The sequence below is a fragment of the Streptomyces sp. NPDC046805 genome (assembly GCF_040645355.1).
Classification (GTDB): domain Bacteria; phylum Actinomycetota; class Actinomycetes; order Streptomycetales; family Streptomycetaceae; genus Streptomyces.
In genome coordinates, this window is record NZ_JBEYYC010000039.1 from 43,983 (window position 1) to 67,493 (window position 23,511).

17 protein-coding genes and 2 pseudogenes are annotated in these 23,511 nt (G+C 67.4%); 5 read left to right on the forward strand and 14 right to left on the reverse strand.

The window, feature by feature from the left end; genetic code table 11:
* Positions 1-438 precede the first annotated feature (438 nt).
* A complete protein-coding gene (locus ABZ910_RS31755; RefSeq protein ID WP_361371921.1) occupies positions 439-3,165 on the forward strand; it encodes a protein kinase in 2,727 nt (908 codons plus the stop codon).
* Between the two features lie 713 nt (positions 3,166-3,878).
* On the opposite strand, the gene ABZ910_RS31760 is transcribed toward ABZ910_RS31755, so the two are convergent.
* The 10 genes from ABZ910_RS31760 to ABZ910_RS31805 form a co-directional block, all read right to left on the reverse strand.
* Positions 3,879-4,538 carry a hypothetical protein gene (locus tag ABZ910_RS31760; RefSeq protein ID WP_361371924.1) on the reverse strand — a complete coding sequence of 220 codons (660 nt, stop codon included), beginning with the start codon at positions 4,536-4,538 and terminating at the stop codon, positions 3,879-3,881.
* Entirely contained in the window at positions 4,535-6,592 is a 2,058-nt protein-coding gene (locus ABZ910_RS31765; protein WP_361371927.1) for a hypothetical protein, read from the reverse strand. Before ABZ910_RS31765 ends, ABZ910_RS31760 begins: the two co-directional genes overlap by 4 nt.
* Before the next feature lie 253 nt (positions 6,593-6,845).
* Positions 6,846-7,643 (reverse strand): hypothetical protein, encoded by a 798-nt coding sequence (locus tag ABZ910_RS31770; protein WP_361371930.1) that lies wholly within the window; start codon positions 7,641-7,643, stop codon positions 6,846-6,848.
* 102 nt (positions 7,644-7,745) lie between these two features.
* Entirely contained in the window at positions 7,746-8,411 is a 666-nt protein-coding gene (locus ABZ910_RS31775; protein WP_361371932.1) for a Crp/Fnr family transcriptional regulator, read from the reverse strand.
* 34 nt (positions 8,412-8,445) lie between these two features.
* Entirely contained in the window at positions 8,446-8,970 is a 525-nt protein-coding gene (locus ABZ910_RS31780) for a Pycsar system effector family protein (RefSeq protein WP_361371935.1), read from the reverse strand.
* 153 nt (positions 8,971-9,123) lie between these two features.
* Positions 9,124-11,853: a TerD family protein gene (locus tag ABZ910_RS31785; protein ID WP_361371938.1), complete on the reverse strand. Its 2,730-nt coding sequence runs from the start codon at positions 11,851-11,853 to the stop codon at positions 9,124-9,126.
* On the reverse strand, positions 11,843-12,814 hold the full coding sequence (locus tag ABZ910_RS31790) for a helicase-related protein (RefSeq protein WP_361371941.1): 972 nt from the start codon (positions 12,812-12,814) through the stop codon (positions 11,843-11,845). Before ABZ910_RS31790 ends, ABZ910_RS31785 begins: the two co-directional genes overlap by 11 nt.
* 36 nt (positions 12,815-12,850) lie before the next feature.
* Complete coding sequence (locus ABZ910_RS31795; RefSeq protein ID WP_361371944.1) at positions 12,851-13,915, reverse strand: DEAD/DEAH box helicase family protein; 1,065 nt, start codon at positions 13,913-13,915, stop codon at positions 12,851-12,853.
* Entirely contained in the window at positions 13,912-14,487 is a 576-nt protein-coding gene (locus tag ABZ910_RS31800) for a hypothetical protein (RefSeq protein WP_361371947.1), read from the reverse strand. Before ABZ910_RS31800 ends, ABZ910_RS31795 begins: the two co-directional genes overlap by 4 nt.
* 229 nt (positions 14,488-14,716) lie before the next feature.
* On the reverse strand, positions 14,717-15,796 hold the full coding sequence (locus ABZ910_RS31805) for a hypothetical protein (protein ID WP_361371950.1): 1,080 nt from the start codon (positions 15,794-15,796) through the stop codon (positions 14,717-14,719).
* Between the two features lie 292 nt (positions 15,797-16,088).
* On the opposite strand from ABZ910_RS31805, the gene ABZ910_RS31810 reads away from it, so the two are divergent.
* The 3 genes from ABZ910_RS31810 (at position 16,089) to ABZ910_RS31820 (ending at position 18,823) form a co-directional block, all read left to right on the forward strand.
* A complete protein-coding gene (locus ABZ910_RS31810) occupies positions 16,089-16,733 on the forward strand; it encodes an SAVMC3_10250 family protein (RefSeq protein ID WP_361371953.1) in 645 nt (214 codons plus the stop codon).
* Between the two features lie 297 nt (positions 16,734-17,030).
* The gene (locus ABZ910_RS31815; protein ID WP_361371956.1) at positions 17,031-17,336 is read left to right on the forward strand and encodes a trypco2 family protein; all 306 of its coding nucleotides are present in this window, start codon (positions 17,031-17,033) and stop codon (positions 17,334-17,336) included.
* On the forward strand, positions 17,333-18,823 hold the full coding sequence (locus tag ABZ910_RS31820) for a serine protease (protein ID WP_361371959.1): 1,491 nt from the start codon (positions 17,333-17,335) through the stop codon (positions 18,821-18,823). Before ABZ910_RS31815 ends, ABZ910_RS31820 begins: the two co-directional genes overlap by 4 nt.
* 20 nt (positions 18,824-18,843) lie before the next feature.
* Here ABZ910_RS31820 and ABZ910_RS31825 read toward each other — a convergent pair.
* The 4 genes and pseudogenes from ABZ910_RS31825 to ABZ910_RS31840 all read right to left on the reverse strand — a co-directional run.
* Positions 18,844-19,746: pseudogene (locus ABZ910_RS31825) on the reverse strand (IS3 family transposase); the annotation flags it as partial.
* A 7-nt stretch (positions 19,747-19,753) separates the two neighbouring features.
* Positions 19,754-20,155: a hypothetical protein gene (locus ABZ910_RS31830; protein WP_361371962.1), complete on the reverse strand. Its 402-nt coding sequence runs from the start codon at positions 20,153-20,155 to the stop codon at positions 19,754-19,756.
* Between the two features lie 206 nt (positions 20,156-20,361).
* Positions 20,362-21,475, reverse strand: a pseudogene (locus tag ABZ910_RS31835) (ISAzo13 family transposase); the annotation flags it as partial.
* 68 nt (positions 21,476-21,543) lie between these two features.
* Positions 21,544-21,843, reverse strand: coding sequence for a transposase (locus ABZ910_RS31840; RefSeq protein WP_361371965.1), 300 nt, complete (start codon positions 21,841-21,843; stop codon positions 21,544-21,546).
* Positions 21,844-22,093: 250 nt separating this feature from the next.
* Here ABZ910_RS31840 and ABZ910_RS31845 point away from each other — a divergent pair, with 250 nt between their 5' ends.
* A complete protein-coding gene (locus tag ABZ910_RS31845; RefSeq protein WP_361371976.1) occupies positions 22,094-23,335 on the forward strand; it encodes an IS256 family transposase in 1,242 nt (413 codons plus the stop codon).
* Positions 23,336-23,511: the final 176 nt, after the last annotated feature.

The window sequence follows — 23,511 nt, forward strand, 5'->3', positions numbered from 1 at the left end:
TGGCCTTACCCGCGTTCAGCAGCACGAGGGGCGACGTGAAGAGCATCCGCGGCAGGAGGACCGGGTTCAAGGCGCTGAGCTTGTTGCGTGGTCTTGAGCGGGGGCCGGTCGTGGCTGGGTGCTGTCCGATGAGTTGTGTGCGAAAGGCACAGCGCGCGGCCCGGCGTGCTCGCCGGTGCCGGTGCGCACTGATCATCCCTTGCCGCCTTTGGTGCGGGGTGCGGGTGCAGATGGCCGTCAGCTCGGTGCGCGGGTTCCGTCCGTCGCTAACCACAGGTGTACGGCAGCGATGGAACTGTGAATGCCACCAACGCCATGCCCATTGCCACCAGCTGTTTCCAGGCGGCTCAACCGTCCCGGACCGTAGGATCACGGGCCAGGGGCGGTGAGTTGCGTGGATGCGTAGACCACGATTCGGAGACGAGGGGGATCAGCACGGTGGATCGGGATCGCGGGTTGCTGGGGGTGTACGGCCAGTGGCGCAAGGGGGAGTCGGAGGAGGATCCTTCGCAGCTACTCATAGATATCGTGTCGACGCTGCTAGTCCAGTCCGTGTCGTGGGACTCCATACATTTTTACGAGCTCGCGGGCATACCTGCGGTGGCCTACGAGTTCGAGGGACGGGACTACCTTCTCGTCCTGGCGGGGCGTGAGGAGCCGTCTTCTTGGGGCATGGCGATCGTCATGGCCGAGAGCTCCAAGGTCCGCGGCGAGCAACGGGCGGTGCTCTATTGGCCGGATGATCAGGCGGACGACGAGCTCGTACGCCGGGCGGTCGGCCTTGGAGCAGTCCTCGACCGGACGCATCTGGACGCGGCCGCAACTGGGCTGTGTGCACTGACCGAGCTAGTCCGTCGTGCCGTGCGCCGACGAGAGTCCTATCTGCCGCTGGCCGAACTGCTCGGCGCGCGGAAGACGGCGCCAGAGCCCGAGGCGATGGCTTCACCGGCCCGCCTGACGTCTCCTGTGCCCGTGAAGACGCGAACGTGGGTGGGGACGACTGCGGATGTGCTGCTGGTCGGACAAGCGCGGCCTGACCGGCCCACAGGCCTGACATGCCTGCCCCAGGGCCGTGTCCTCATCACCTGCGCTGACGGGCTGTTTGAGGTCGACACGGCCAGCGGCCAGGCTCACTGGCGTCTCGCGCTGCCCGGCTGCCACGGCGCTGCGCTGGTGCGCCAGGACGGCGGGATCCTGGTGCTGTGCGGCTCCTCTCTCATTCGCTGGCACGAAGGCCGTCTTCAGGCCGTCGCCGGAGACTTCGACGACAGCTCCGTGCTGCTGGCCGGACCGGACGGGGAGCCGTGGGTACTTTCGGGCTCAGGTGTCGCGCTCGGGGTTGGCGATGGAGATCTTGCCCTAGTACGTGCCGGTGACACAGCCGGGAACCAGTTGCGCTATCCGATCCACTTCCCTGCCGCAGTGCGCTCGGCGGTCTGGCTGGAGGGGCGCCGGTTCTTCCTCGCCGCCTCGGGGCACAGCACGGTCGTGGATCTGGCCCGCACCACGGACACGGGCCAGCGCGAAGACTGGATCCGGACCCCCGTGCACTTCCCGGCCCATGTGCTGCGCGCCAGCGCTACCAGCGTTCTGAGCGCCTCACCCGATGGCACCGGCACCGGGATCGGCGTGCACCGCACCGATGTCATCAGCCGCACGAGTGAACCGGTGGTCGAAGCCCGCCTCGGCGAACTCCTCGGCCTCGCCCAGGACCCCGCCGGCGGCCCCGCCTTCCTGCTCGGCTCGCTGCCCTCCAACGATCACACGCAGATCCGGCCCGTTCTGCTGCAGATCACCGGACACCGTCCTGCAGTTCCCCGCTCCGAACCCGTGCCGGGGGTCTCAAGCTATGACGTGGTGAGCCAGACGGCCCGCGGCGAGCGCGGAGACTACGCGTTGGAGCCCCGGCCCCTGGCCCCGCCCGGGGGGCAGGCGGAAGTCTTCCCGGCCACGCACAAGCCCTCGGGGACGGTTGTGGCTTTCAAGCGCCGCTCGGGCTGGCGCGAGCGGGGCCAGCGGCGCATGCGCCGCGAGGTGGAAGCATCCCAGCGGTTCGGCGCCAACCCGCACGTCATGCCCGTCCTCGACTACCACCCCGGCTACAAATGGTTCGTCATGCCGCAGGCCGAGGCCACTGCAGAGGACAAGCGGACCGAACTGCAGGACCCGGACAAGCTGCGGGCCCTGGTGGAGGCCGTCGCGGCCGGCCTGGCCGACGCGCACCGCCACGACTGGATCCACCGAGACATTAAACCCGCCAATATCCTGCTGCTTGACGGCCGCTGGGTGGTCGCGGACTGGGGCATTGTGCGCCGCCCCCGTGGGCAGACCAGCACTGTCGGCCTGCTGACGACGACCGCTATCGGTACCGAGGGGTTCGCCGCGCCGGAGCAGTTCCTGGACGGCCACGACGTGACGCCGGCCAGCGACATCTACAGCCTCGGTCAGCTCATCGGCTGGATCTTCACGGGAACCTGGCCTCAGGCCAATGTGCCCCTTCTGCCTCCGCCGGGACCGTGGTACGGGGTCGTACGCCAGGCCACGCAGCTCGATCCCGCCCGTCGGCCCCAGGGCATGGCGGCCTTCCTCGACCTGGTCGAACGCGAGACAGGGGCCGTCAGCGAACTGCCCATTGCGCGCGCCCAGCGCCTGCTGGAGGACGCCGACAAGAAGAACGACGCCGCTGCAGCCTCCCAGCTGCTCACCCTCGCCGCCGATCAGCCCGGCTCCTATGAGCTGTACCTGGATGTGATCACCAAGCTGCACGTAACGACCGCTAGGAAGGCGTTGCTCGACAACCCCGCCCAGACGGCCGCCGTGGTCCAGGCCCTCACTCAACATGCCGCTGCCGACGATTGGCCCAGCTGGGAGGAGGCCGACCGGGCCCTGTGGTGGCTGCTCGATGTCGCCCGACTCGCAGCGCGCGAGAAGCAGTGGGCTCTGCTCGACACGGCCGTTCAGGGCATGTGCGACTGGGACGGCCGCTTCGACCAGTGGAAACCACGAGACGACATCAAGGACTGGATGCGCGAGCTCACTGGGCATGCCGCGAGCATCGTTGCCTCCGCGCTGCGCGCCCAACCGGACGGGGCCCGCCTCCTCTATGAACTTGCCGACGACCGCCGAGTTGACCAGGCCATCCGAAGCGCTGTCTACAGGCCCTGAGCGGTCATCGCATCCGGTCGTGCCGACCCGCACCATGACGACGGCCCGCAACGACCTCGAGGCCGGCAGCCTCTACCTGCGTGACAGTGACCACGAGCTGCACCTCCTGCGCCCGTTCCTGATTGGCCGCGACTGTCCTACGTGTCGGTTGTGGTCCACTTCCATGTAGACCGGGCTCCCAAGGACAAGGTCATTCTCAAGAGCCTGGAGCACGGACACGTCGTCGAAGATGCCTCGCCAGCACTGCGGGCCAGCCTGGGGCATGTGCAGCTGTTGTGACACCCGCGGCGGACATCTTCGCGTTGTCTCGTCGGCCCCGGGTGTCTGGCAGCTTCACCCTCTGCCTGCGTGGCTCTCGTTCATTGCAGAAGCGCGTGAAGTCCGGCTGAGCGGAGGCGGATTCAGGAGCGCGTACTCAGCGCGGTCCGACCTCCGGCCGTCCCGTCGGGTTGGGAGGGTACGGGCGGGTTGGGTCAGGCGTTTCGGACAGGCCGGGTCTGGCGTGGTGTCCGTGGAGCCGGTAGACCATTTCGTCGGGTGCGTGCAGCATGCGGGCCTGCCGCCAGGCCGTGTCGTAGGACAGCGGCGTCTTGCTTCGCCATTTCAGGAGCAGGGCCTGCAGGCTAGTCAGGGGGGAGAGCACGGCTCTCCAAAGGACAAGCTTCATGGTGAGAGTCCTTGTTCGCCACGTACCAAGGGCCGTGTGATGGACGTCAGTTGGCGGGTGACTGCGCCGCGGGTGGAGTGCCGCCGTTGAGTGCGGCGACGGAGTTGAGCAGGGCGAGCATCGCCCGCTGCTGCTTGTCGGCATCGCTGAAGCCGTCGCCGAGCTGTTCCCACTGCTCTAGCAGCGGATACCACCACTGGTCACAGCCTTTGATCGTGCGGGCCAGGCGTTGCAGCGCGGCAGTTTCCTCGTCCGGGAGCCGTCCGGGATGGCGTTCGAGACGGTCGAGCACGACGAGGCCGGGGTGGTCGTAAAGGTGTGTCTTGAGGAACTGCAGGCGCCGGACGCGTTCGGTGTCCGCTGTGCGCTGCGCGAGACGTTCCCGGGACTCCGGCGACAGACGCAACACCACCTGGGCTGCCAGGATCCGATAGTGGCGGTTGCCCTCGTGCGAAGCGCCCAAAGCGGCGTTCAGGGCGTCCTGGGCAGCGGGCAGGTCGGCGGCGTCCCAGCGTGCCGCCGTCGCGGCGGCCTTCTGATGGACGTCGGCGCGTACGAGGTCGTCGAGGTTGGGGCGCAGGCGCAGTGTGGGACGCCAGCGCAGCGTGTAGACCGCTTCGAACGGGATGCCGGGGGTCGCGCTGGCCAGCAGCCGTGGCAGAGGGCAGGTGGTGGTGCGTTCCGCCCGCTGCCAGGGCCACCTCATGCGGGGTCCTTCGTGAGAGAGAACACCGGCTGCAGACGGTGGTCGACTAGGTGCTGGTAGAAGTCCTCGCCGGCGTTGACGCCCTGGGGCGTGGTGACGTCGGCCAGAGCCTTCATCAGCTCCATGCCGGCGTGGAACATGTTGTGACCGCGCAGGGCCGGCAGAAGCTGGTCGCGCAGGCGGCCGTAGGAGGCGGGGTCGGGCGCGCACGTACGGATCCATCCGGTGAGGTACGGGATGGCCTCGGCCGTCGTGTCCGGACTGCTGAGAAGGTCCTGCAGGGCCCGCTGGACGTCGATGTCCGGCGCGCGGTCGGACATGAGCCAGGGCATGCCGTCGTCCTGGACGGGTATCAGGGCCAGAAAGGCCAGGCTCCCGCTCTTCGAGGATGCCTGGGACTCCTGCCAGTCGCGGACTTCGGCCACCAGCCGGGCGGTGCCCGTGGGCCGGCCGGCCAGTTCTTCGAAGGCCTTGAGAACGTCACGGCGCAGGTCCGGCTCGCTGGTGGTGTGGGCGATGCGCCGCAGTCGCACCATGGCCCTCTTCGCCGTTGACGCGTTGGCGTCGTCGTCGTGCAGGACGCGGCGGCAGGTGGAGATGACGGTGGGCGCGTAGGGCTTCTGCTCGGCCCAGCGGTACAGAACGTCCCAGGCCAGGCGTCCGACGTGTTCGTCGTGGACGGCCACGTCCAGGACGGCGCTGAGGAGGTCGGGGTGGGATTCGCGGGTGATGGCGCCCAGGGTGGTGAGGTGGGCGGTCGTGCCGTGGCGCAGGACGAGGGCGGACAGTGCGGCAACCGAGAGATCGGCTGCGCTTTCGCCGGCGGCGCTCTGCACGAGCCAGGCAAGCATCGCCTCGCGCATGGCCTCGTAGTTGTCCCAGACGTACTCGAGGATGGCCCGGCCGTAGGCGGGCCGGTCGAAGAGCACGGTGTCCTGGGAGCCGACAGCCGCGCCGACGTCCTGGATGCGGCGGCGTAGCCCGCGGCCGGCGAAGGAACTCTGAGCGGGGGAGAGGCTCGACTTGGTGCCCGCGTCCTTCGGGGCGAGGGCTTGGAGCAGGGCGCGTGCGGTGCTGGCCACAGTCGGCAGGGGAGCCGACTGGCGCACCGCTAGGGCCAGCAGCAGGCAGCGGTCCTCCAGCGTGAGGGAGCCCTTGGCATTGTCGTGAGTGGTGGCCACCTCGCCGAAGAGCCCGTCGAGGTGATCCCTCCAGTCCGACAGCGCTGCGGTGATGCGGTCTTCCAGGCTGAGATCGGCGTCGGCCGGTGCAGACCGGGGGAGGGTCGCTGCGGTGCGGGCGTCCTGCACGCGCCTGTGCTCCTGCCACGTCATGACGATGGTGTTCGCGGCACGCACGGCTGCCATAGCGTGCAGCCCCCGCAGTGAGGCCACGGCTTTCGGGAAGGAGCGAAGTTCGGCGACGAGCGGCGCATGCCCGGCCGCGTTCAGACGGGTTTCCACCACCCGCAGGGCATCCGGAGGCTCGCTGAGATACACGACCTGCACACCCTTGCGGGTGGTCAGCCGGTCGTCCCACAGCTCCTGGGCGACCGCCAGCACGAGGTAGGAACGGGCATCCTCGAGGTGGTCGGCGAACGTGCTGAGGGCATTGAGGAAATCCGCCGACGGCCGGTCGCTCTCGGGATCCTTCAGGTCCAGCTGGTAGGCGTGCTCCTCCTCCAACGGCAGCCGCCCCTGGCTCGGGGCATTCCAGTCCCCGTCCAGTTTGACGAGCGTGGTCGTACTGTCGGTGTGCTCGGCCAGAAGCCGCAACGCGAAGGTCGTGGCGCCGAAGGAACGGGGTGCCACCACAATCACCACACGCTGCTGCGGCCGCTGCGCCTCCGGGGGGAGTGCCTGCTGCCAGGCTTCGGCCCACTGCCCCTCGCAGACGAAGGGCTGGCTCAGGACCTCTCCGCGATCGATCCGCACGCCCTCCAGCAGGTCCAGCTTGCGCGTTTGGTTGACAAACTTGTTGATGCTGCCGGCGACCACGTCGACCCTGCCGTACAGATGAGTGCCGGCGCCGTTGGTGAGGAGTGCATCCGGCACGGCATCCGCCGGGCCTGCGCCCGCGTGCGGGCCTTCCGACGCGGAGCCCTGCGGCAGTACGCCGCTCGGGAGAGAACTCTCCGGCCGGTCCGCTTGCCGCCGCCACGGCGGCCGCCAGCCGCCGGATCCGTTCGGCTCCGGCTCACCGGGCTGGGGGGTGGCTGAATGATCGGGCCCTAACGGCCCGAAACCCTGTTCTGACATGCACTGCCTCGTCTGTGATGAGGGGAGCGGCGGACGCTGAGTGCGAGGGTCAGCGCCCAGGACTGTTGTGGTAGTAGGTGCCGACGCTGCCGATGACGTTGGTGTCTTTCATGGACCCGAGGAACTGCATCGTGGTCCCGGAACCTTTCGGGGCTGGCGGCGGATCAGCTGTGACCGCGTCGGCGGCGGGGGGCAGTTCGGTGACGTAGCCCTGCAGCGTCTCGGCCGCCATCCCCGGGACATGGAGCTGGCAGGGCTGCTCGAAACTCTTGCCCTCCACACGCGCGACAGCCGTCAGGAAGTGCGTCTGCCGCAGGTGCGGCGTGCGCCCGGCGTGCACGGTGCGGTCGAACACCGGTCCTGACAGGGCGGCCGCGACGTAGACCCTGTGCTTCGTCGCCGCGGTCATGGCCTGCCGCACTGCCTGGCTGTCGACCAGCCGGCAGGCCTCGTTGATGGCGTCGCCCCGGTGGTCAGGCAAAGAGAGGGGACCGACGTGGACGCTGACGCGGACCCAGATCGCAGAGCCGTCGCGCAGCCGTGACTGGTCGTAGCGAGAAAGAGCCGCGTTCAGGTGGCCTAGCAGCGGGTCCACCAACCGTGCCGTGTCACGCGCCGGCACCACGCAGATGGCGCCGTCGCCGGTGTCTCGGTAAGCACCCTCCCGCGACCGGGGGTCGTCGAGCCCACTCTGCGGGAAGACCGTGTTGAGGATGATGTCATCCAGGTCGGCACGGATCGGAGCCATCTTCGCTTCGGGAAGCTGGCTGTAGTTCCTCATGTCGACGACCAGGAGCGCATGCTCCGGCGGTACATCGAGACTGTCCGGAAGGACAGAAGCGTCCATGGAAGCCGGGCCTTTCAGTCATGGCGGTCACAACAGGTGCCATGCTGATTTAGGCCTTCCGGGGATGGTGCCCAGGAATGGGCACCACTGTGATGCTGTGCGTCACGTTTCGGCGCGGACGTGCCGTCGGATGGCCGCGATGTCGCGCACGACAAGCCCCCCGCCGGGGGTCGTGTCCAGCCAGCCGTGCTCGCGCCACGGCCTGAGAGCGGTGCCGACAGCGTTGCGGGAGGCACCGATCATCTGGGAAAGCTCGGTTTGCGTGAGGCGGACCGACAGCTCGCGTGCTGTTGCTGAGGAGAGGTCCGCCAGGCGGGTCAGGGCCGAGGCCAGCCGGGCAGGAACCGACGCGGTGGCCAGCTCGAGCCGCACCGACTCCGCCTCACGTACGCGGGCGATGGCATGCCGCAGCAACGGCGCCAGCAAGTCGTATTTGTCCACGAAGGCAAGGAAGTCTGCGGCCGGTACGATGTGCACCAAGCAGGTCTCCGCCGCAATGACCGACGCCGAGCGGGGCTGGGAGTCCAGCACCGCCAGCTCTCCCAGCAGTTCACCGGCTCCCCGCACGGCCAGCAGCGTCCGTTCCCCGCTCTGGCCCGTCAGCGTCACGAGCGTGGAACCGGAATCCAGCAGGATCACATGCGTCCCGGGATCGCCCTGCCGTAACAGCACACTGCGCGCCGGCCGCGACCTCCGCGGTGCGAGATCACGCAACTGAGACCACAACTGCTCACCGATCACCGTGATATGCGGCTGATACACAGTCACCCCCAGGTGTGGTGCCCCTCACATCTGGATGGTCTCAACATGGCATGTAGGTGATCAATAGCCCAGTTCCGGCCATCGCCAGGGCAACCACCACCAGATCGACCGCCAGACGGACCGCCCGGAACTTCCGCCGCGCCAGAACAGCCATCACCGACAACCGCTTCTCTGCCAGGTGCTGTTGGCGCGCACTGCTCATCTCGGCAAACGACGCCACCAGCAACCCGGCGTCCACTCCCCGCCGCAACCCGAGCAATTCGCCAGGCGCACCGGTCGGGGGAAGTGCCGGGCGCAGAGCCCACAAGGCCGCGCCTACCGCCGCCGTCAACAACAACGAGGTTGACAGCAGCGCCACCTCAAGGTTCCGAGGGGCATTCACGCCGCACAACATCGCCACGCCAGCCGTCAGAAGTCCCGCCGCCGCCCCGCACACAGCAGTGGCCTTAGCGTCCGCTCGCTGCAGCTCGACGACCATGTCGGCAGCCATGGCCCGCAGCCGCAGCACCTGCTGCCCGTCTGCCCTCACCACGTCACCGTCCCTGCGCCCCATGAGCACCCCCATGCATCTCCAGGCGAAGCCAACCGCCGCATTGATGACTCGACTGTGCTCTGCTCTCCTGCCGCGCGGTGCCCACCAGCGGGCCCCGTGCGGGCGTTGTAGGTCACGCAAGAGTGAGCGCTGCAGCAGAGGGCACGGCGGGCGTTGACTTCGCTGTCATGGCTCGACGTTGATGCCGTAGTCCGCGGCCAGGCCGGCAAGCCCCGTGTCGTAGCCCTGACCGACAGCACGTACTTTCCAGCCAGAAGCGTGCCGATAGATCTCCACGACGATGGAGACGGTCTCGCCCGAAGTGAAGGGTGCTGGCTCGAAGAACAGAGTGGTGCCAGAGGGTTGGATGGTCTCCGTATGCCATCTGGAGTGGTGGTCGAAGACGGCCGTGGGCTGTGCTTCGAGGTCGATGCTGGCGATGACGGCCACGGTGTGGACGTCGTCGGGAACGTGGGGCAGATCTACGGTGACTGTGTCGCCGCTGGTGCGGACTCCGTCGTGGTGCGGGTGGTTGTAGAAGACGAGGTCGTGGTCGCTGCGTACCTTGCCGTTACTGGTGAGGAGGACGGCAGAGACATCGACTGGGACGCCCGTGGTGATGAGGCGCACCGCTACGGATTCAGTGCGGAGAGGGGCGTTGGCCCCTTTGGCCAGCACGTGATTGGTGCTTTCCAGCAGGCCTGGGTCGGCCTTGGCCGTCCCTGCGGCCGGTTCACTTGCGGGTGGACTGGTATCGGTAAGAGCGGAGAGGGTGTGCTTGAAGACAGACCAGCCTTCAGATTCTCCTCCGGGCCAGGCCAGGGCCAGCCGTGCGGAGCCGAATTGTTTGAACGTGGGGGGCTGTCCGAGGGCTTCGTGGAGCTGCACGTAGCGCAGGCTTTCGACGGCCAGGCGGCTGAGTTGCCATTGCCGTTGGGCTTCGTCGGGCTGGTTCGTGCGCAGGTCGTTCTCGACGGCGGTGCCGCCGAGCGCGGTGTAGACGCGGCGGGCGAAGTCATAGCCGTCGCCCGGCAGGAGACGGGCCGGGCGTTCCTGCTGGGCGGGTGCGGGTTCTCCTATCGCGGTGTACAGGCCGCCGAGGTCGCCGCCGGTCCACTGGTTGGCCGCGGTGGCGGTGAACTGGGCGAACTGGATCAGTGTGGGCGGCCGGCCCTTCGCGGCCACGTGCCGGTGATGGGACCGGGCGACGTCCTGCAGCGCGGTGCGCCAGCGCTGCTCAAGGTAGGCGTCGAGGTACTCCTCGGCCCAGGCGCGGCGATGGCGGGTGACAATGTCGCGGACCCGCTCGAAGCCTTCCCGGCGGCTGCCGCTGCTGTAGCTCATGGTCAGGCTGAACGAGCCGGCGGCTGTGTCCACCGGGAGTTCCCTGCGGTCCCTGACGATCGTCTCTTCGGGGCCCAAATGCCGTTCAGCAGTGCGCAGTTCCTTGAACAGGTCCGGCGAGACGGGGCAGTCGGCATCTCGCAGCGCGGTCAGGGGGCGGCTGTAATAGTCGGCCAGACCGGACAGAGGGGCGCGGGAGTAGGGGCCTTCGCACACGAACCAGGCGGTGAGCGCGACGCCGTGCCAGAACTCCAGGGCGGGGCCGAGGGTTTCGGCGATCAGCTGATGGGGCTGTGGGTTGCTGACGATGCTCTTGGCATGCCGCTGCAGTGTCACCGATTGCCACAGCCGGTCCACCTGCTCGTTGACCGAGGCGGGCAGCACCTCCCGGTACAGCTGCTGGGTGAAGCCGTGCTCGTCTGGCCCGAAGTCCATGATGCCGTCATCGACGAGCCCCCACAGCGACCGCATGCCGGGTCGTTGGACGGCGTGCGCATGGTCGAAGGCCGTCCACCACTCGCGCAGGGCCGCCACGCGTTCCTCGACGGGGGAGAGGGAGGTCGGGCCGCCGAGGAAGGCCGCGAGCATCGCGTGGATCTCGTCCTCTGGAATGCCCGCCTCGGCTGCCATGCTGGCCGCCTGGGCGGACATTCCCACGTACAGACGCGGCTCGGGCAGCGCGGTGATGACCTCCTCGTCCGGGTGCGGCGGCGCCTGCAGGTAGTCCAGCAGGGCCAGCCAGTCGCCGGCGAAGTAGCCGGAGACAACCGGCTGCAGTGCGCCCGTCAGCACCCGGCGCGCGAGGGCGGTGCCGGTCTTGGACTTCTTGGCGAATCCGGCCATCAGCGCGTGCAGTTGCAGGATGCGATGGCGAGTGACGAGCTGCAGCGGATCAACGGCTGCCAAAGCGTCCAGGAGGTGCAGGCGGGCGCGCTGCTGGCCGTGCCGGTCCAGCCGGTGCCATCCGCCGCCGAAGCGGAAGGCATCCAGAACATCGCCGGCGATGCCCAGTAGCCGGTAGCGTTCCTCGATGCCGGACCACAGCAGCCGCTGGTCGTCGATCGTCTTTCCAGGCCCGGCTGCCCGGACCCGGATCGGTTCGATCAGCGTCTCGAACAACGGAACCAGCACGGACCACAGCAGCACTGCGTCGGCCGCACCGTCCACCAGGCTCACGCCGGCCGAGTCGTCCGCGGCCAACGTCAGGGCATGGGCCGGGCGTTCGTGCACCAGCTGGGGCAGGTTCACTGCCCCGGCTTTCAGCGACATCTTCTGCGGCAGATACCAGGCACCGCGCCGCTGCTGCTCCGGGACCCCGAACGTCTCAGCGCACCACGTCTTTTCCTGGGCGCTGAGCCCCAGGACCTTGACCTGGTCCGCGGCCTGCGGCCCGATGCCGCGGACCACCGAGACCGTGGGCCGGCCCTTGAGTGCTGCAGTCAGCAACCGGGCGGCGAGCGTGTCGAGCTGAGCGAACCTTTGCTGCTGCCCGGCAGCTGTCTCCAGGGCAAGCGCCTCTTCGGGGGAGGCGTTGATAACGGGGTGCCACCAGCGCGGCTGGTCACTGGCCACCGGTCAGCCTCCGCATGTAGTCAACGAACTGCTCAAACGGCATCGGAGTCGCGGTGTTCTGCGCGTAGACGGCGTAGCGCTGGGCCATCAGCTGCATCTCCCGCTCCGCCCGCCGGGCCTCCACCCGGTCCAGGTCATGCACGACCCGCTGCTCGACACGCCCCCGCTCGTACAGCACGAACGCGTCAACTCCGCCCGGGTGCGCACTGTCAGAGTCCCCTTCCCCGGGGCCCTGACCGTCAGCGAAGCTCGCCTCTAGCGTGGAGGTGTCGATCAAGGGAACGTCGAGGAGCAGCGCGGGATCCATGTCGTTGTCCTCGCACATGGCCTCCAGATGGTCCTCGAGGCCGAGTTCGGCATGGCAGACCACATCCAGGTACTGCTGAGCGGCTGCCAGACCAGGGTGGCGCAACACCCGCACGCCACGCCCGATGAACTGGTAGAACTCGCCGAAACTGCCGTAGGGGCGCACCGGCACGACGACGGTGATGGGCGGGAAGTCGTAGCCCTGGCCGAGCATCCGCAGCTGCACGATGCCCTGCAGATCACCCGCGTCCGACTCGAAGCGCCGCCGGGTGGCTTTGATCGCCGACGCCGACATGCTGTGATGCAGCGTGGCGCAGGGGATGCCGTGCTCTTCCGCGATCCGGGCGATCTGCCGGGCGTGGGCCTCACCCAACGCCGCGAACAGCGCCCGGGGTTTGACGGGGGCCAGCAGCTTGGCCTGCGCGTCCAGACAAGCCCGCGTCACGGTCATCACCTGCCGGATCGAGGCGTCGGACTGCGCGGTGATGCGGGCCATCTTCCGCTCGTCCCCGAGCGGGGCCAGCAGGGCGTCGCGGCCCACGATCTGCTCGCGCCGCCCGTCGGGCCACACCGCCTCGTACACCGTCGCCGCCGCATCCGGGGCGAACCGGTGCACGCGCAGGTTCTTCGCCGAGCCATCCGCGATGGAATCCACCAGCCGGTAGCGGTAGACGACATCGGCGTCGATCGGCTAGCCGTCCAGGCGTTGGAAGCACGCCGACATCAACAGCGTGCGCGCACCCCGGAAGTGGGCGAACAATCGCTGATAGGAGGCGCTGGCCGCGATGTGGGCCTCGTCGACGACGATGAAGTCGACATCCTCCGGTTCCAGCTTGGCCAACAGGTCGCCGTCCCTGTCGCCGGTGCCCAACGCGTGGAAGTTCGTCACCAGTACATCCGCGTCCAGCATCCGCTGCCGGCTCACCCGGCTGATCTGCTCGTCGTCCGCGTCCAGGACCAGCGTGGCCGGCGGCCGCGCACCCGGCAGCAGCGGGCCGCCCGCCAGCCCGTACAGGACATTGCCCGGCACACCCGGATCGAGGGCCTTGGCGAAGGTGCCGCGGATGACCGAGCCCGGAGTCACCACCAGCGCTCGCCGTCTGGTGAACGACAACGCGGCCGCCACCCCCAGCGCGGTCTTGCCGGCCCCGACCGCCATCACCGTGGCCGCATGCCGGCCGCCGGAGGCGTAGTAGTTGGCCAGCGCGGCCAGGGCCTCGTCCTGGCAGGCCCGCAACGGCTCCCGGGCAACCCGGGACCGCGCACCGGCGAAGTAGGCCTCATCAGACGTTGGCTGGACGCCCCGTGGCGGATCGGCTGCCCGCAGCGGATCGCCCACCATCTCCGGGACCTCGACGCGCGGCGCGGCGATCACCAGCGGCGACAGCACGGCATCCTGGCGCAGCATCGCCTGCAGCTGAGCCACGCAGCGGGCGGTGTCCAGGCGCACCGCGTCGTAGGAAAACCGCAGCATCGTCAGCCCCGTGGCCGCCAGATCGTTCTGCCTCAGGCGGTCGTAGGTGAAGGCGGCACGGTCACTGTGGAAGGTGAACCCGTCCAACTCGACGGCCAGGTGCAGCGACTCGCCCGCGATCAGATAGTCCAGCCGGTAGGTGCGCTCGTTGACCGTCACCGGATGCTGGCTGTGCACGTGGGCCACGATGCCCCGCTGCGCGGCCGGAGTGAGCACCCAGCGCACGAACGCCTCCTCCAGGTAGGAGGCCGAGGGGATCAGCTGCTCCAGCCCAGTGCTCATGCCGCCCCGCCCACCGCCGCTTCGGCCGCCAGCGCGCCAATCTTCTCCGAAAGGCGGGTCACCGCATCCTCACCCTGGTCGAATCGGGCCAGCCGCCGTGCCACTTCCAGGGCGTCGGCGAACGCGCCTTCGCGCTCCAGCAGCATCACCAGGCGGGGAACGGACGTCACGTGTACGAACGTTGCCGGGACGGGGCCGGTGTCAAAGGAGACCGCCTGCGGGGCCGCCTCCATCAACTCCAGGTCCAGCAGCGCGAACCCCTCAAGCAGTGCAAGCCCGTTGGGGTAGGTGCGTCTGCCGCTCCACAGCCGGTCCACCGCACCTTGGAGAACGAAGTGGTAGTCCATCGCTTCGCCGGGAAGCTCCAGTGCCTCCCAGACCCGGGTGACCAGGGCGGCTCCGGTCGCTTCCACCGGCACATGCTGGCTGGCCGGCGTTGCCGACGTACTGCCGTCAGCCGTCGGCCACATCAGTGAGCCGTACGACATCTCCGGACGGACACGCGCCTCTGCGAGCGCCTCGCGGACGACACCGGGGCTCCCGGTGAACCGCACACCGGGAATCGCTGCCATACGCTCAAACCACGTTGCCATGTCCCCCCTCGCTCATCCCAGCCTCACAGAGATGCTGTGGTTTGGCTGGTCCGGGAAACCGTGCTCTCCGGTGACCCACTGTGTACTGCACGTGCCCCTTGCGGTGCTGGCGGTGTTGTTCGGCGTAGATCTGCCGACTCTACGCGCGATGTCGGTGAGGTCCGTAAGCTGTATGCCCTTGGCGGCCTGACCGAGACCGCCACACGGCTCACGACTCGTGCTGCATCGCCCTCAGACGAGCCTCAGCGTCCGCGACGACCCGCCCCGATGCCTCGGTCAGCCGTCCGTCCGCGTCAATGACCGGGCAGTTCATGACCAGGACGGCGAGGTCGGCTAGATCCACCATCGCCGCCACCTCGGCACGCCCACGGGAGTCGTAGCGGGTGAAGTCGTCGCAAGCCTCGACCAGCGCGGCAAATGACGGCAGTCGTCCCATCAGCATGAACTCAAGATCCTGCAGGACGCGCTGCAGGTCCTTGCCGCGCTCGCACAGCGCGGACGCCGTGTTGATAGCGGTGCTCATCTCCGCCTCGGCCTGCTCCAGATCCCGTGCCATCTGTTGCTGGCCGCGGTGGGCTCTGGAGCTATACCACTCCACGCCGACAAGCCGCGAAAGGTTCGCCGAAGCTGTGCCGATCCCGGACAGCACCTTTTTCCCTGCCGCCCTCCCGCCGCCGCCCGCAGCAATCGGCCCGCGGCCCCACCATGCTTCCGTGGCATTGCGGGCTGCCGCCCCGTACAGCTTGGAAATCGGTCTGCCGGTGGAGGCGGAGGCGAAGGTTTTCGCCGCGCGATAGGCACCTGCCTGGGCACCGTAACCGGCCAGCGCGCAGGCGAGCGTGCCTCCTGCGATGAAAAGCGTGCGCTCCGCCAGCACGCCGACAGCGGCCATCACGGATCGGTTGCGCAGCCGCCGCAGCTCGAGGCCCACCCCGCCACCGAGGGCTGACATCTCGATCGCGGCCGGACCGACCAGATCGACATGCTGGAGACGCTGAAAGGCCTTCAGGAAGGGGACGAGGGCCTCTTCGTAGAGCGTCTTCCGAGCTTTCTGTAGTTCCTCCTGACACTCCAACAGACGCTTGTAGCGGCGTTGACTCGTCTTCGCGAGCCTGGCAGCGTCGACTACGGCGATGGTCATGTTGCCCCCCTTGATGCCCGGTTCGGAGATCTTATTGCCGATCAGCCAATTTGTGCGTCTGGCTTGGCAACTGACCACGAGGCAGACCCACACCGAGACCGCGAGCGCATACGCGGTTCTGGCCGGCACGGCGGACCGCCGCTCCATGAACGCGGTGGTGCTCGCGGGCGCGGCCCGCGCGGCAGCGCGTCGGCAGTTGGTTTGGCCAGCGCCGCACGCGGCCACGAACGAGACCGGCGGCACATGGAGCCGATACGCCCCAGGCGATCACGGAAGGTCACCAGCGGGCTGGGCTCCTCGGGGAACCGGGGACAGCTGAGTACGCGAGTCCGGAACTCACCAGTAAATATCAAGATCTGGTTGCGCCGACCCGCATGAGGGCACAAACACGCCGTGAACGTGCGACGGCGGACCCGTCGTCACGCCTGGAAGGAGGTTCATGCCCATTTTCAAGCGGCCCAGGAATCACCCGCTCCGGTACTACGTCTACATCTCACAGACAAAGCTGGAGATTCTGATCCCGCAGATACCAGCTCGGCTCTTGCGTTCTTTGGAAGCGGAGATCAAGATCAACGTTTCCGTCTTTGCTGCGGGTGTCAAGAAGACCGCCTCCGCTCCCTCCCCGGAACTTGCGGCCAAAGCCGGAGTCCTCGGTAACTATCTGGAGAAACAAACAGGCTGGGTGGGAACCCTGACCGACCCCGGACGCTACGTGAAGGGCGTCGCTTCGTTGCAGTACGGCGTGATGCGGGATTACGCCGCCGAGCTGGCCATCTTCGGTGGCGAAGTGGACGGAGTGAAAATCGCTCTGATTGGATCTCCTGCCAGCCTCATCGGTGTCGCCGCCGACACAGCAGCGAACCACAGCCTCGACTACTACGTTCTCAAGTTCTTGAGAGGGGAAGCCGAGAGCGCCCGAGGAAGCAGCGAAGGGTGGACACCCTATGAGGCGGCGGTTGACGGTGCACTGAACGCTGGTGTGTTACCACCGACCTGTCTCCGACTGGAATTTCTCGCCAAACCGCTCTTCTACAACGACAGAGTCCTCGTCGCCACACCGATCTACGTCGCCCTCGCCGACTGACGGCATGCCCGCGCTATGCGGCTTGCCAGCCGAGCCGTATCACTTCGCGACGCGGATGGAGACGATACCGCTGGCCTGGCCTTCACATGCCAGACTCCGGTGTCGCTTCGGATCGACACGTCAGCCAGAGTCACGTACGGTAACCAACGGACGGGGTTCCTTGGGAACTGGCGCCACTTGAATACGAGAGCCCACCAGTAGCCGGAACTGTGTTGCCTCTTGCCAACTTCCCCCGCGGTGCTCACAAGGCGTGATGTGATCGAGCACGACTTCTGTGCCGAGTCGAGGGAGTAACTGATGGGCGATCGTATTCCGCTGGCAGATGTGCTCGACCAGATCCGAGCCGAATTGGTCGATGCGTCGGCACGAAGTATGGACCAGGACTTGCAGTTCCCGGTGGGTACCGTCCAGATCGAGCTTCAAGTCGGGGTGACCCAGAGTGCCGACGGCAAGGGGGGCGTGAAGTTGTGGGTCGTCGACCTGGCCGGGGGCACAGCGATATCTCATCAAGCTGTGCAGAAAGTGATCGTAAATCTGGAACCACCGGTCGACCGTGAAGGTCGACGGATTCGAGTGGCCCACGAGCTCGACGAGCGGCCGTGAGCCCCTTGGGAGCGTCCCCGCTGGTAGGTGCCCAGCCGAGCCGGGCAGTCTTGACTATCGCTCAAGGCCGGTCGAGCGGCGGGACATGGTTGGCAGGGTCAGGATTCCTGGTGCGCCCGAAGTGCGTGGTGACCACTAGTCACAACCTCGGGGACGGTGACGTGACCGTCCGCACCACTGCGGGTGCGGAACACCAAGCCGCTGTGGTCTACGACGGTCGTTCCGATGGCCTCGACCTCGCTGTCCTACGCGCGAGCGACGATCTTGAGGTGTCAGACACCGTGGGGTTCGCTCGGGTGAATCGGGCCACGCCGGTCCTTCTCGACCACTGCTGGGCTGTGGGATTCCCACGCTTCATGCAACGTCGAAACATCTTCGGGCGCCGACTGCGTGACACCGTCCAGGTTACCGGCGTCATTGCACCAGCCTCGCGCGCGGTGTCAGGCCTGTTGCGATTGCAGGTTACTGACACGCCTTCGGGTGTGCGCGAGGGGTCGCAGTGGCAGGGCTTGTCAGGCGCCGTCGTCTTTGCTTCCGACCGTCACTACGGTGACCTCGCTGTCGGCCTGGTGGTTGAGCATGGACTTGACGAAGGTCCTAGTGCTCTCACCGTTTTGCCCTTCACCGCGATCGACGACCTTGACCAGGAGCAGCGAACCAGAGTCTGGGAACTGCTCGGCGCGTCCATGGACGCCTTGCCCGTCCTGCCTCGCACACAGGACCAGCAGGACACCAGGACGCTGCTCGGGGCCTCCACTCTCCTCAACGCGCTGTCCGTCCGTCGCGCGTACTCCTGTGGGGACCGACGGCTGCTCGCCGAGGCGGCCCAAGGAATGACCGACCAGCTGGCCCAGCTAGATGCAGGGCGGGCCATGTCAGTGGCCTTCTCGCTGAGTGAGAGCGCCCGAGAGCTTCAAGGCGCCCTCGCAACTTTCGGAACCACGCCGCCTGGTGCTCTGCGCCGAGCCGTACACCGACTCATAGTCCTCAACAAGGACTACGCGGAGGACTTCGGGGAGCCGCGCGGCATGTACTCCTACTTCCCGACCATCGGAAGGGGGCATGACTTTCCAACAGCCGATCCCGCTCCTTTCGGTATTCCTGCAGACGACAGCTTCGCGGCGTTCCACAAACTGGCCATCCACCTGGCCACCTCCTGCGTTCGGCTGGTCGCGGTTCGGGAAGCTGCCCTCGAACTCATCACCGCGATCACCGACGCCCACCCGACCTTGCGCACGCACGGCGAGGACACCGCAATCGACATCTTCATCGGCATCAGCGAGCTCCAACAGGTCCAGCGCACTCTGGTGCGCACGGCTGCTCTTGTGGGTCTGGTCATTGGGCAATCCGACACCGAGACCCGACGAGCCACGCTAAGGATCCTGGCAAAACGTGAGACCGGCGACATCGCGCGGCTGCTGTCGGCCCTCGCCACGGTGGAATCGCCACGTGCGTGGCACGTAACTCCCGCCCCTGACGGGCCTTGACCCGGAATCTTGGACACGGGCTATGCGGCTTGGGCCAGGGTAGTTGATGTTGTGTCGAGTGCTGTCTCGTAGGCGATCGGGCTGCGTTGTCCGAGGCGGGAGTGACGGCGTCGGGTGTTGTAGCGGTTGAGCCAGCGGAACGCGTCGAGGCGGGCCTCGCGTTCGCTGGACCAGGTCTTGCGGCCCTGAAGGGTCTCGCGTTTGAACGTCGCGTTGAAGGACTCGGCAAGCGCGTTGTCCGCGCTGGAGCCGATCGCGCTCATGGACTGGCGGACGCCGGCCTGGCCGCAGGCGTGGGCGAAGGCCCGGCTGGTGTATTGGGCCCCGTGGTCGGTGTGCATGACCGCCCCGGCGAGGCTGCCGCGGGTCCGTTCAGCGGCGGCCAGGGCGTCGGTGACGAGGTCGGTGCGCATGTGGTCCGCGATCGCCCAGCCGGCCAGACGGCGTGAGGCGAGGTCGATCACGGTGGCCAAATAAAGGAACTTGCCGCCGTCCAGCGGGAGATAGGTAATGTCGCCGACGTACTTTGTGTTCGGCTCGCTTGCCGTGAAGTCGCGGCCGACTAGATCCGGGGCCTTCGCCGCGGTCGGGTCCGCAACGGTGGTGCGGTGCCTGCGACGCAGCCGCACGCCTGCCAGGCCGATGCTGCGCATCACCCGCGCGATCCGCTTGTGGTTGATTCGCTCGCCGTCGTCGCGGAGTTCGGCGGTGATCCTGGGGACGCCGTAGGTGCCGTCCGACTCGCGGTGCACGGCCTGTATCCGGGCGGCGAGGCGGGCGTCGGTCGCCTGTCGGGCGGCCCGGTCCGCGGCGGTGCGGCGCCAGTAGTAGAAGCTGGAGCGGGCGATGTTGAGGATGGTGCACAGCCGCTTCACGCCGTAGCGGCGCTGGTGGTCGGCAACGAACTGGAAGCGGTTCAGGAGCCGTCAACTAACTATTGCCTGACTTGATCTTGATTTCGTAGTCGGTGATCGCGTTCTGGAGGGCGTCGATCGTGCGGGGTGGGTGGGTCCGGCGGGGCTGGGTGAGGGCTGCGGTGATGTCGGGGGCAGCGGCGAAGGCCAACAGGGGCATGGTCCGGTGGGCGTGGTAGCTCAGGGTGTTGCGGTCCCGGCCGAGTAGCCGGGCCGTCAGGGTGAGGGTGACGGTGTTGCGGCGGCTCAGGACTGCGGCCAGGACGCGGTGACGGTGGTCGAGGAAGCCGAAGCCGGGGTTGTATCCGCGCCGGTTGAGGCCCTTCCTCTTCTCCCGCTCCGCCTCGGCCAGGACCCGGCGGCAGGGTTCGAGGTCCTCCACGAGTCGGTCGAACAGCTCGCGGGACATGCCGGTCAAGGCGGGGTGCGTGAGCAGGTAGGTGGCCTCGGCCGGGATCGGCGGTGCCTTCGCCCGGTCCGGCTCGGCAGGCGGTGTCTGCTGGGGGTCGTATGGAGCGATGGTGTAGTTCCACTCGCCGTGGAAGTCGTCGCGCTGGACGCGCTGCAGGATGGCCTTGCGCTCGTCCTTGGTAAGCGTGCGCCCCGTGGGGGGTAGTCGTTCTCGTCAAGGACGGCGCTGATGGTCAGGCCGGTGCGTGTGCGGGTGGCCGAGATGCTCTGGAGCAATATCTCGTAGCTGGTCAGGGGCCGTCCGCGCAGGCTGTGGGTGATGCGGGAGAACAGACGGTGCTCCACCTTGTTCCACTTCGATGTTCCCGATGGAAAGTGCAGGACATGGAAAGTGCAGGACGGTGATGGTCAGTCCGCACTCGTCGGCGAAGGCGGCCAGGTCCATTTTGAACAGGTGGGAGCCTGCGGGGTTCGCCCCTCCGGAGTCTGCGGTGATCAGCAGCCTGGTCGCGTCGGGATAGTCCTGCCGGCCCTGCTGGTTCCACCAGCGGCGGAGGGACTCCACCGCGAAGGCGGCGGTGTTGCGGTCGGTGCCGACGTTCACCCACCCGGTGTCCTGTCCCAGGTCGTAGACGCCGTACGGGATTGCGATCGGGGTATCGGGATCCACGAAGTCATGGTCTGGGGCCGTGATCGGCGCCCCCTTGGGGCGGTAGGTGCGGCCCGCCCGGGCGAAGTCGCCGATCGGCTCCTTCTTCTTCGCATCCACGCTCACCACCGGCAGTCCCTGAGACAGGAACCGCTCGGCCGTGGCGTTGATGTGCCGGAACTGGGCGTCGCGGTCGGGGACTTGACTGCCTGCGCGGGTCTTGGCCATGCCCTGGAGGCTGAAGCCCATCTCGTGCAGCAGCTTGCCCACGGCCGGGGCGCTGATCGGATGGCCTGCCGCGGTCAATTCCTGGGCCAGGTCCCGCAGCGAGGCAGTGGTCCAGCGCAGTGGGGAGACCGGGTCGCCGACCTCCCGTGGCTCGATCAGGGCCTTGAGTGCCGGCACCAGGCCGGGATCACGCTCGGCGGCCGGTCTGCGTCCGCCGCCGGGGCGGCGCACCCGTCCCAGCACCGGTGTCCCGCTTGCGAGCTCGTCGCGACCCCGCGCGATGGTCGACTCCGATACCTCCGCAAGCCTGGCCACTGCGGTGATCCCGCCGTGCCCGAGCGCGGCGGCCTCGGAGGCCAGATACAGGCGACGCTGCCGCTCGTCCAAGTGCGGCAGAATCGCCGCGAACTTCACGTCCAGTACTGCCAGGGTTGCTTCCGAAATCCCCACAGAAGCCGACTTACCACATCTACCAACCTCAACGTGCCCGATTCCGGTAGTATTTAGTTGACGGCTCCTCACCAGCGCGTCTCCCCGGCGAAATACTTCGCCGCCTTGCGCAGGATCTCGCGTTCCTCCTCCAGCTCGCGGACCTTCTTACGCAGAGCGGCGTTCTCCGCCTCCAGCGGTGTCGGCGGCTCGGTCGGCATCTCCGCCCGGCGTCCCCGGGGCCGGCTCGCGCCGACTGCCCGGACCCAGTTCCGCAAGGTCTCGGGGTTGATTCCCAGATCGGCGGCGACCTGCCTGATCGTCGCCTCGGGCCGCGACTGGTACAGCGCGACCGCGTCCGCCTTGAACTGCGGCGGATAGTTCTTCATGACCACGAGATGTCCGTTCTCAGATCCTCAGGATCCAGTGTCTCGTGTGTCCAGGATCAAGGGTCAAGGCCCATCTGGTCCGATTCGCTCGTCGTGTCAGATGATCTGGTCCGCGAGCGGTAGACACAGGAGGAGTTCGCGTAGGCAGTGGGGAGTGTCTAATCAACGGCGGATCTGCTGATCAAGGGAGAGACGCCAAGTGAGCGAGACGATCAGGCACGAGTCCGTGGAGGAGTCGGCCGGTGGCGCGATGCCGTCGGCTGCGTCGGACGAGCAGCTCGTCGCAATGCTGGTGGACCGGGCACGGAACGAGGGGCTGCAGCTGACCGGCGAGGGCGGGTTGTTGCAGATGCTGACCAAGCGGGTGCTGGAGTCTGCCCTGGAGGGCGAGATCACCGACCACGTCGGCTACGAGAAGCACGATCCGGCCGGGAAGAACAACGGCAACAGTCGCAATGGCACCCGGGCCAAGACCGTGCTGACCGACGTGGGCCCGGTGGAGGTGAAGGTGCCGCGTGATACCGCCGGCAGCTTCGAGCCGCAGATCGTCAAGAAGCGGCAGCGCCGCCTGACCGGTGTCGACGAGATGGTCCTGTCGCTCTCGGCGAAGGGCCTCACCCACGGTGAGATATCGGCTCATCTTGCCGAGGTGTACGGCGCGGAGGTGTCCAAGCAGACCATCTCCACCATCACCGACAAGGTGATGGACGGCATGGCCGAATGGCAGAACCGTCCCCTCGACCGCGTCTATCCAGTCCTGTTCGTGGACGCCATCAACGTCAAGATCAGGGACGGGCAGGTCGCGAACCGTCCGGTCTACGTGGTGATGGCCGTGACCGTGGACGGCACCCGCGACATTCTCGGCATCTGGGCCGGCGACGGCGGCGAGGGTGCGAAGTACTGGCTGCACGTGTTCACCGAGCTGAAGAACCGCGGCCTGGACGACGTGCTCATGCTGGTCTGTGACGGGCTCAAGGGCCTTCCCGAAGCCGTGGAGACCGTCTGGCCCCGCACGATTGTCCAGACGTGTGTGGTTCATCTGCTGCGGAACTCGTTCCGTTACGCCGCCCGTCAGGACTGGGACAAGGTCGCCAAGGCACTCAAGCCCGTCTACACCGCACCCAGCGAGGACGCGGCCACGGAGAGGTTCCTGGAGTTCCAGGAGTCCTGGGGCCGGAAGTATCCCGCGATCGTGAAGCTGTGGTCGGACGCCTGGGCCGAATTCGTGCCCTTCCTCTCCTTCGACGTCGAGATCCGCAAGGTCATCTGCTCCACGAACGCGATCGAAAGCGTCAACGCCCGCATCCGCAGGGCCGTCCGCGCCCGCGGACACTTCCCCAACGAGGCCGCCGCCCTCAAGTGCATCTACATGGCGCTGATGAGCCTGGACCCGACAGGGAAGGGCCGCAAGCGGTGGACCATGCGCTGGAAGGCACCCCTCAACGCGTTCCAGATCGCTTTCGAGGGCCGCCTGACCCCGAGCAACAACTGACCACTCAACAACCAAGATCAGCCGTTAAATTGACACACCCACACCAAGATCAAGACAGACCTAACGGAGTCCTATTAGGCCCAATGCCGTTGTTTTAGGCCTCGGGCGTAGGTTCCTGGGTAGTGGTCCCAGGGGGTGGTTCGGTGTCTGCGCGCGTGTCTGAGTTATCGGGCCTG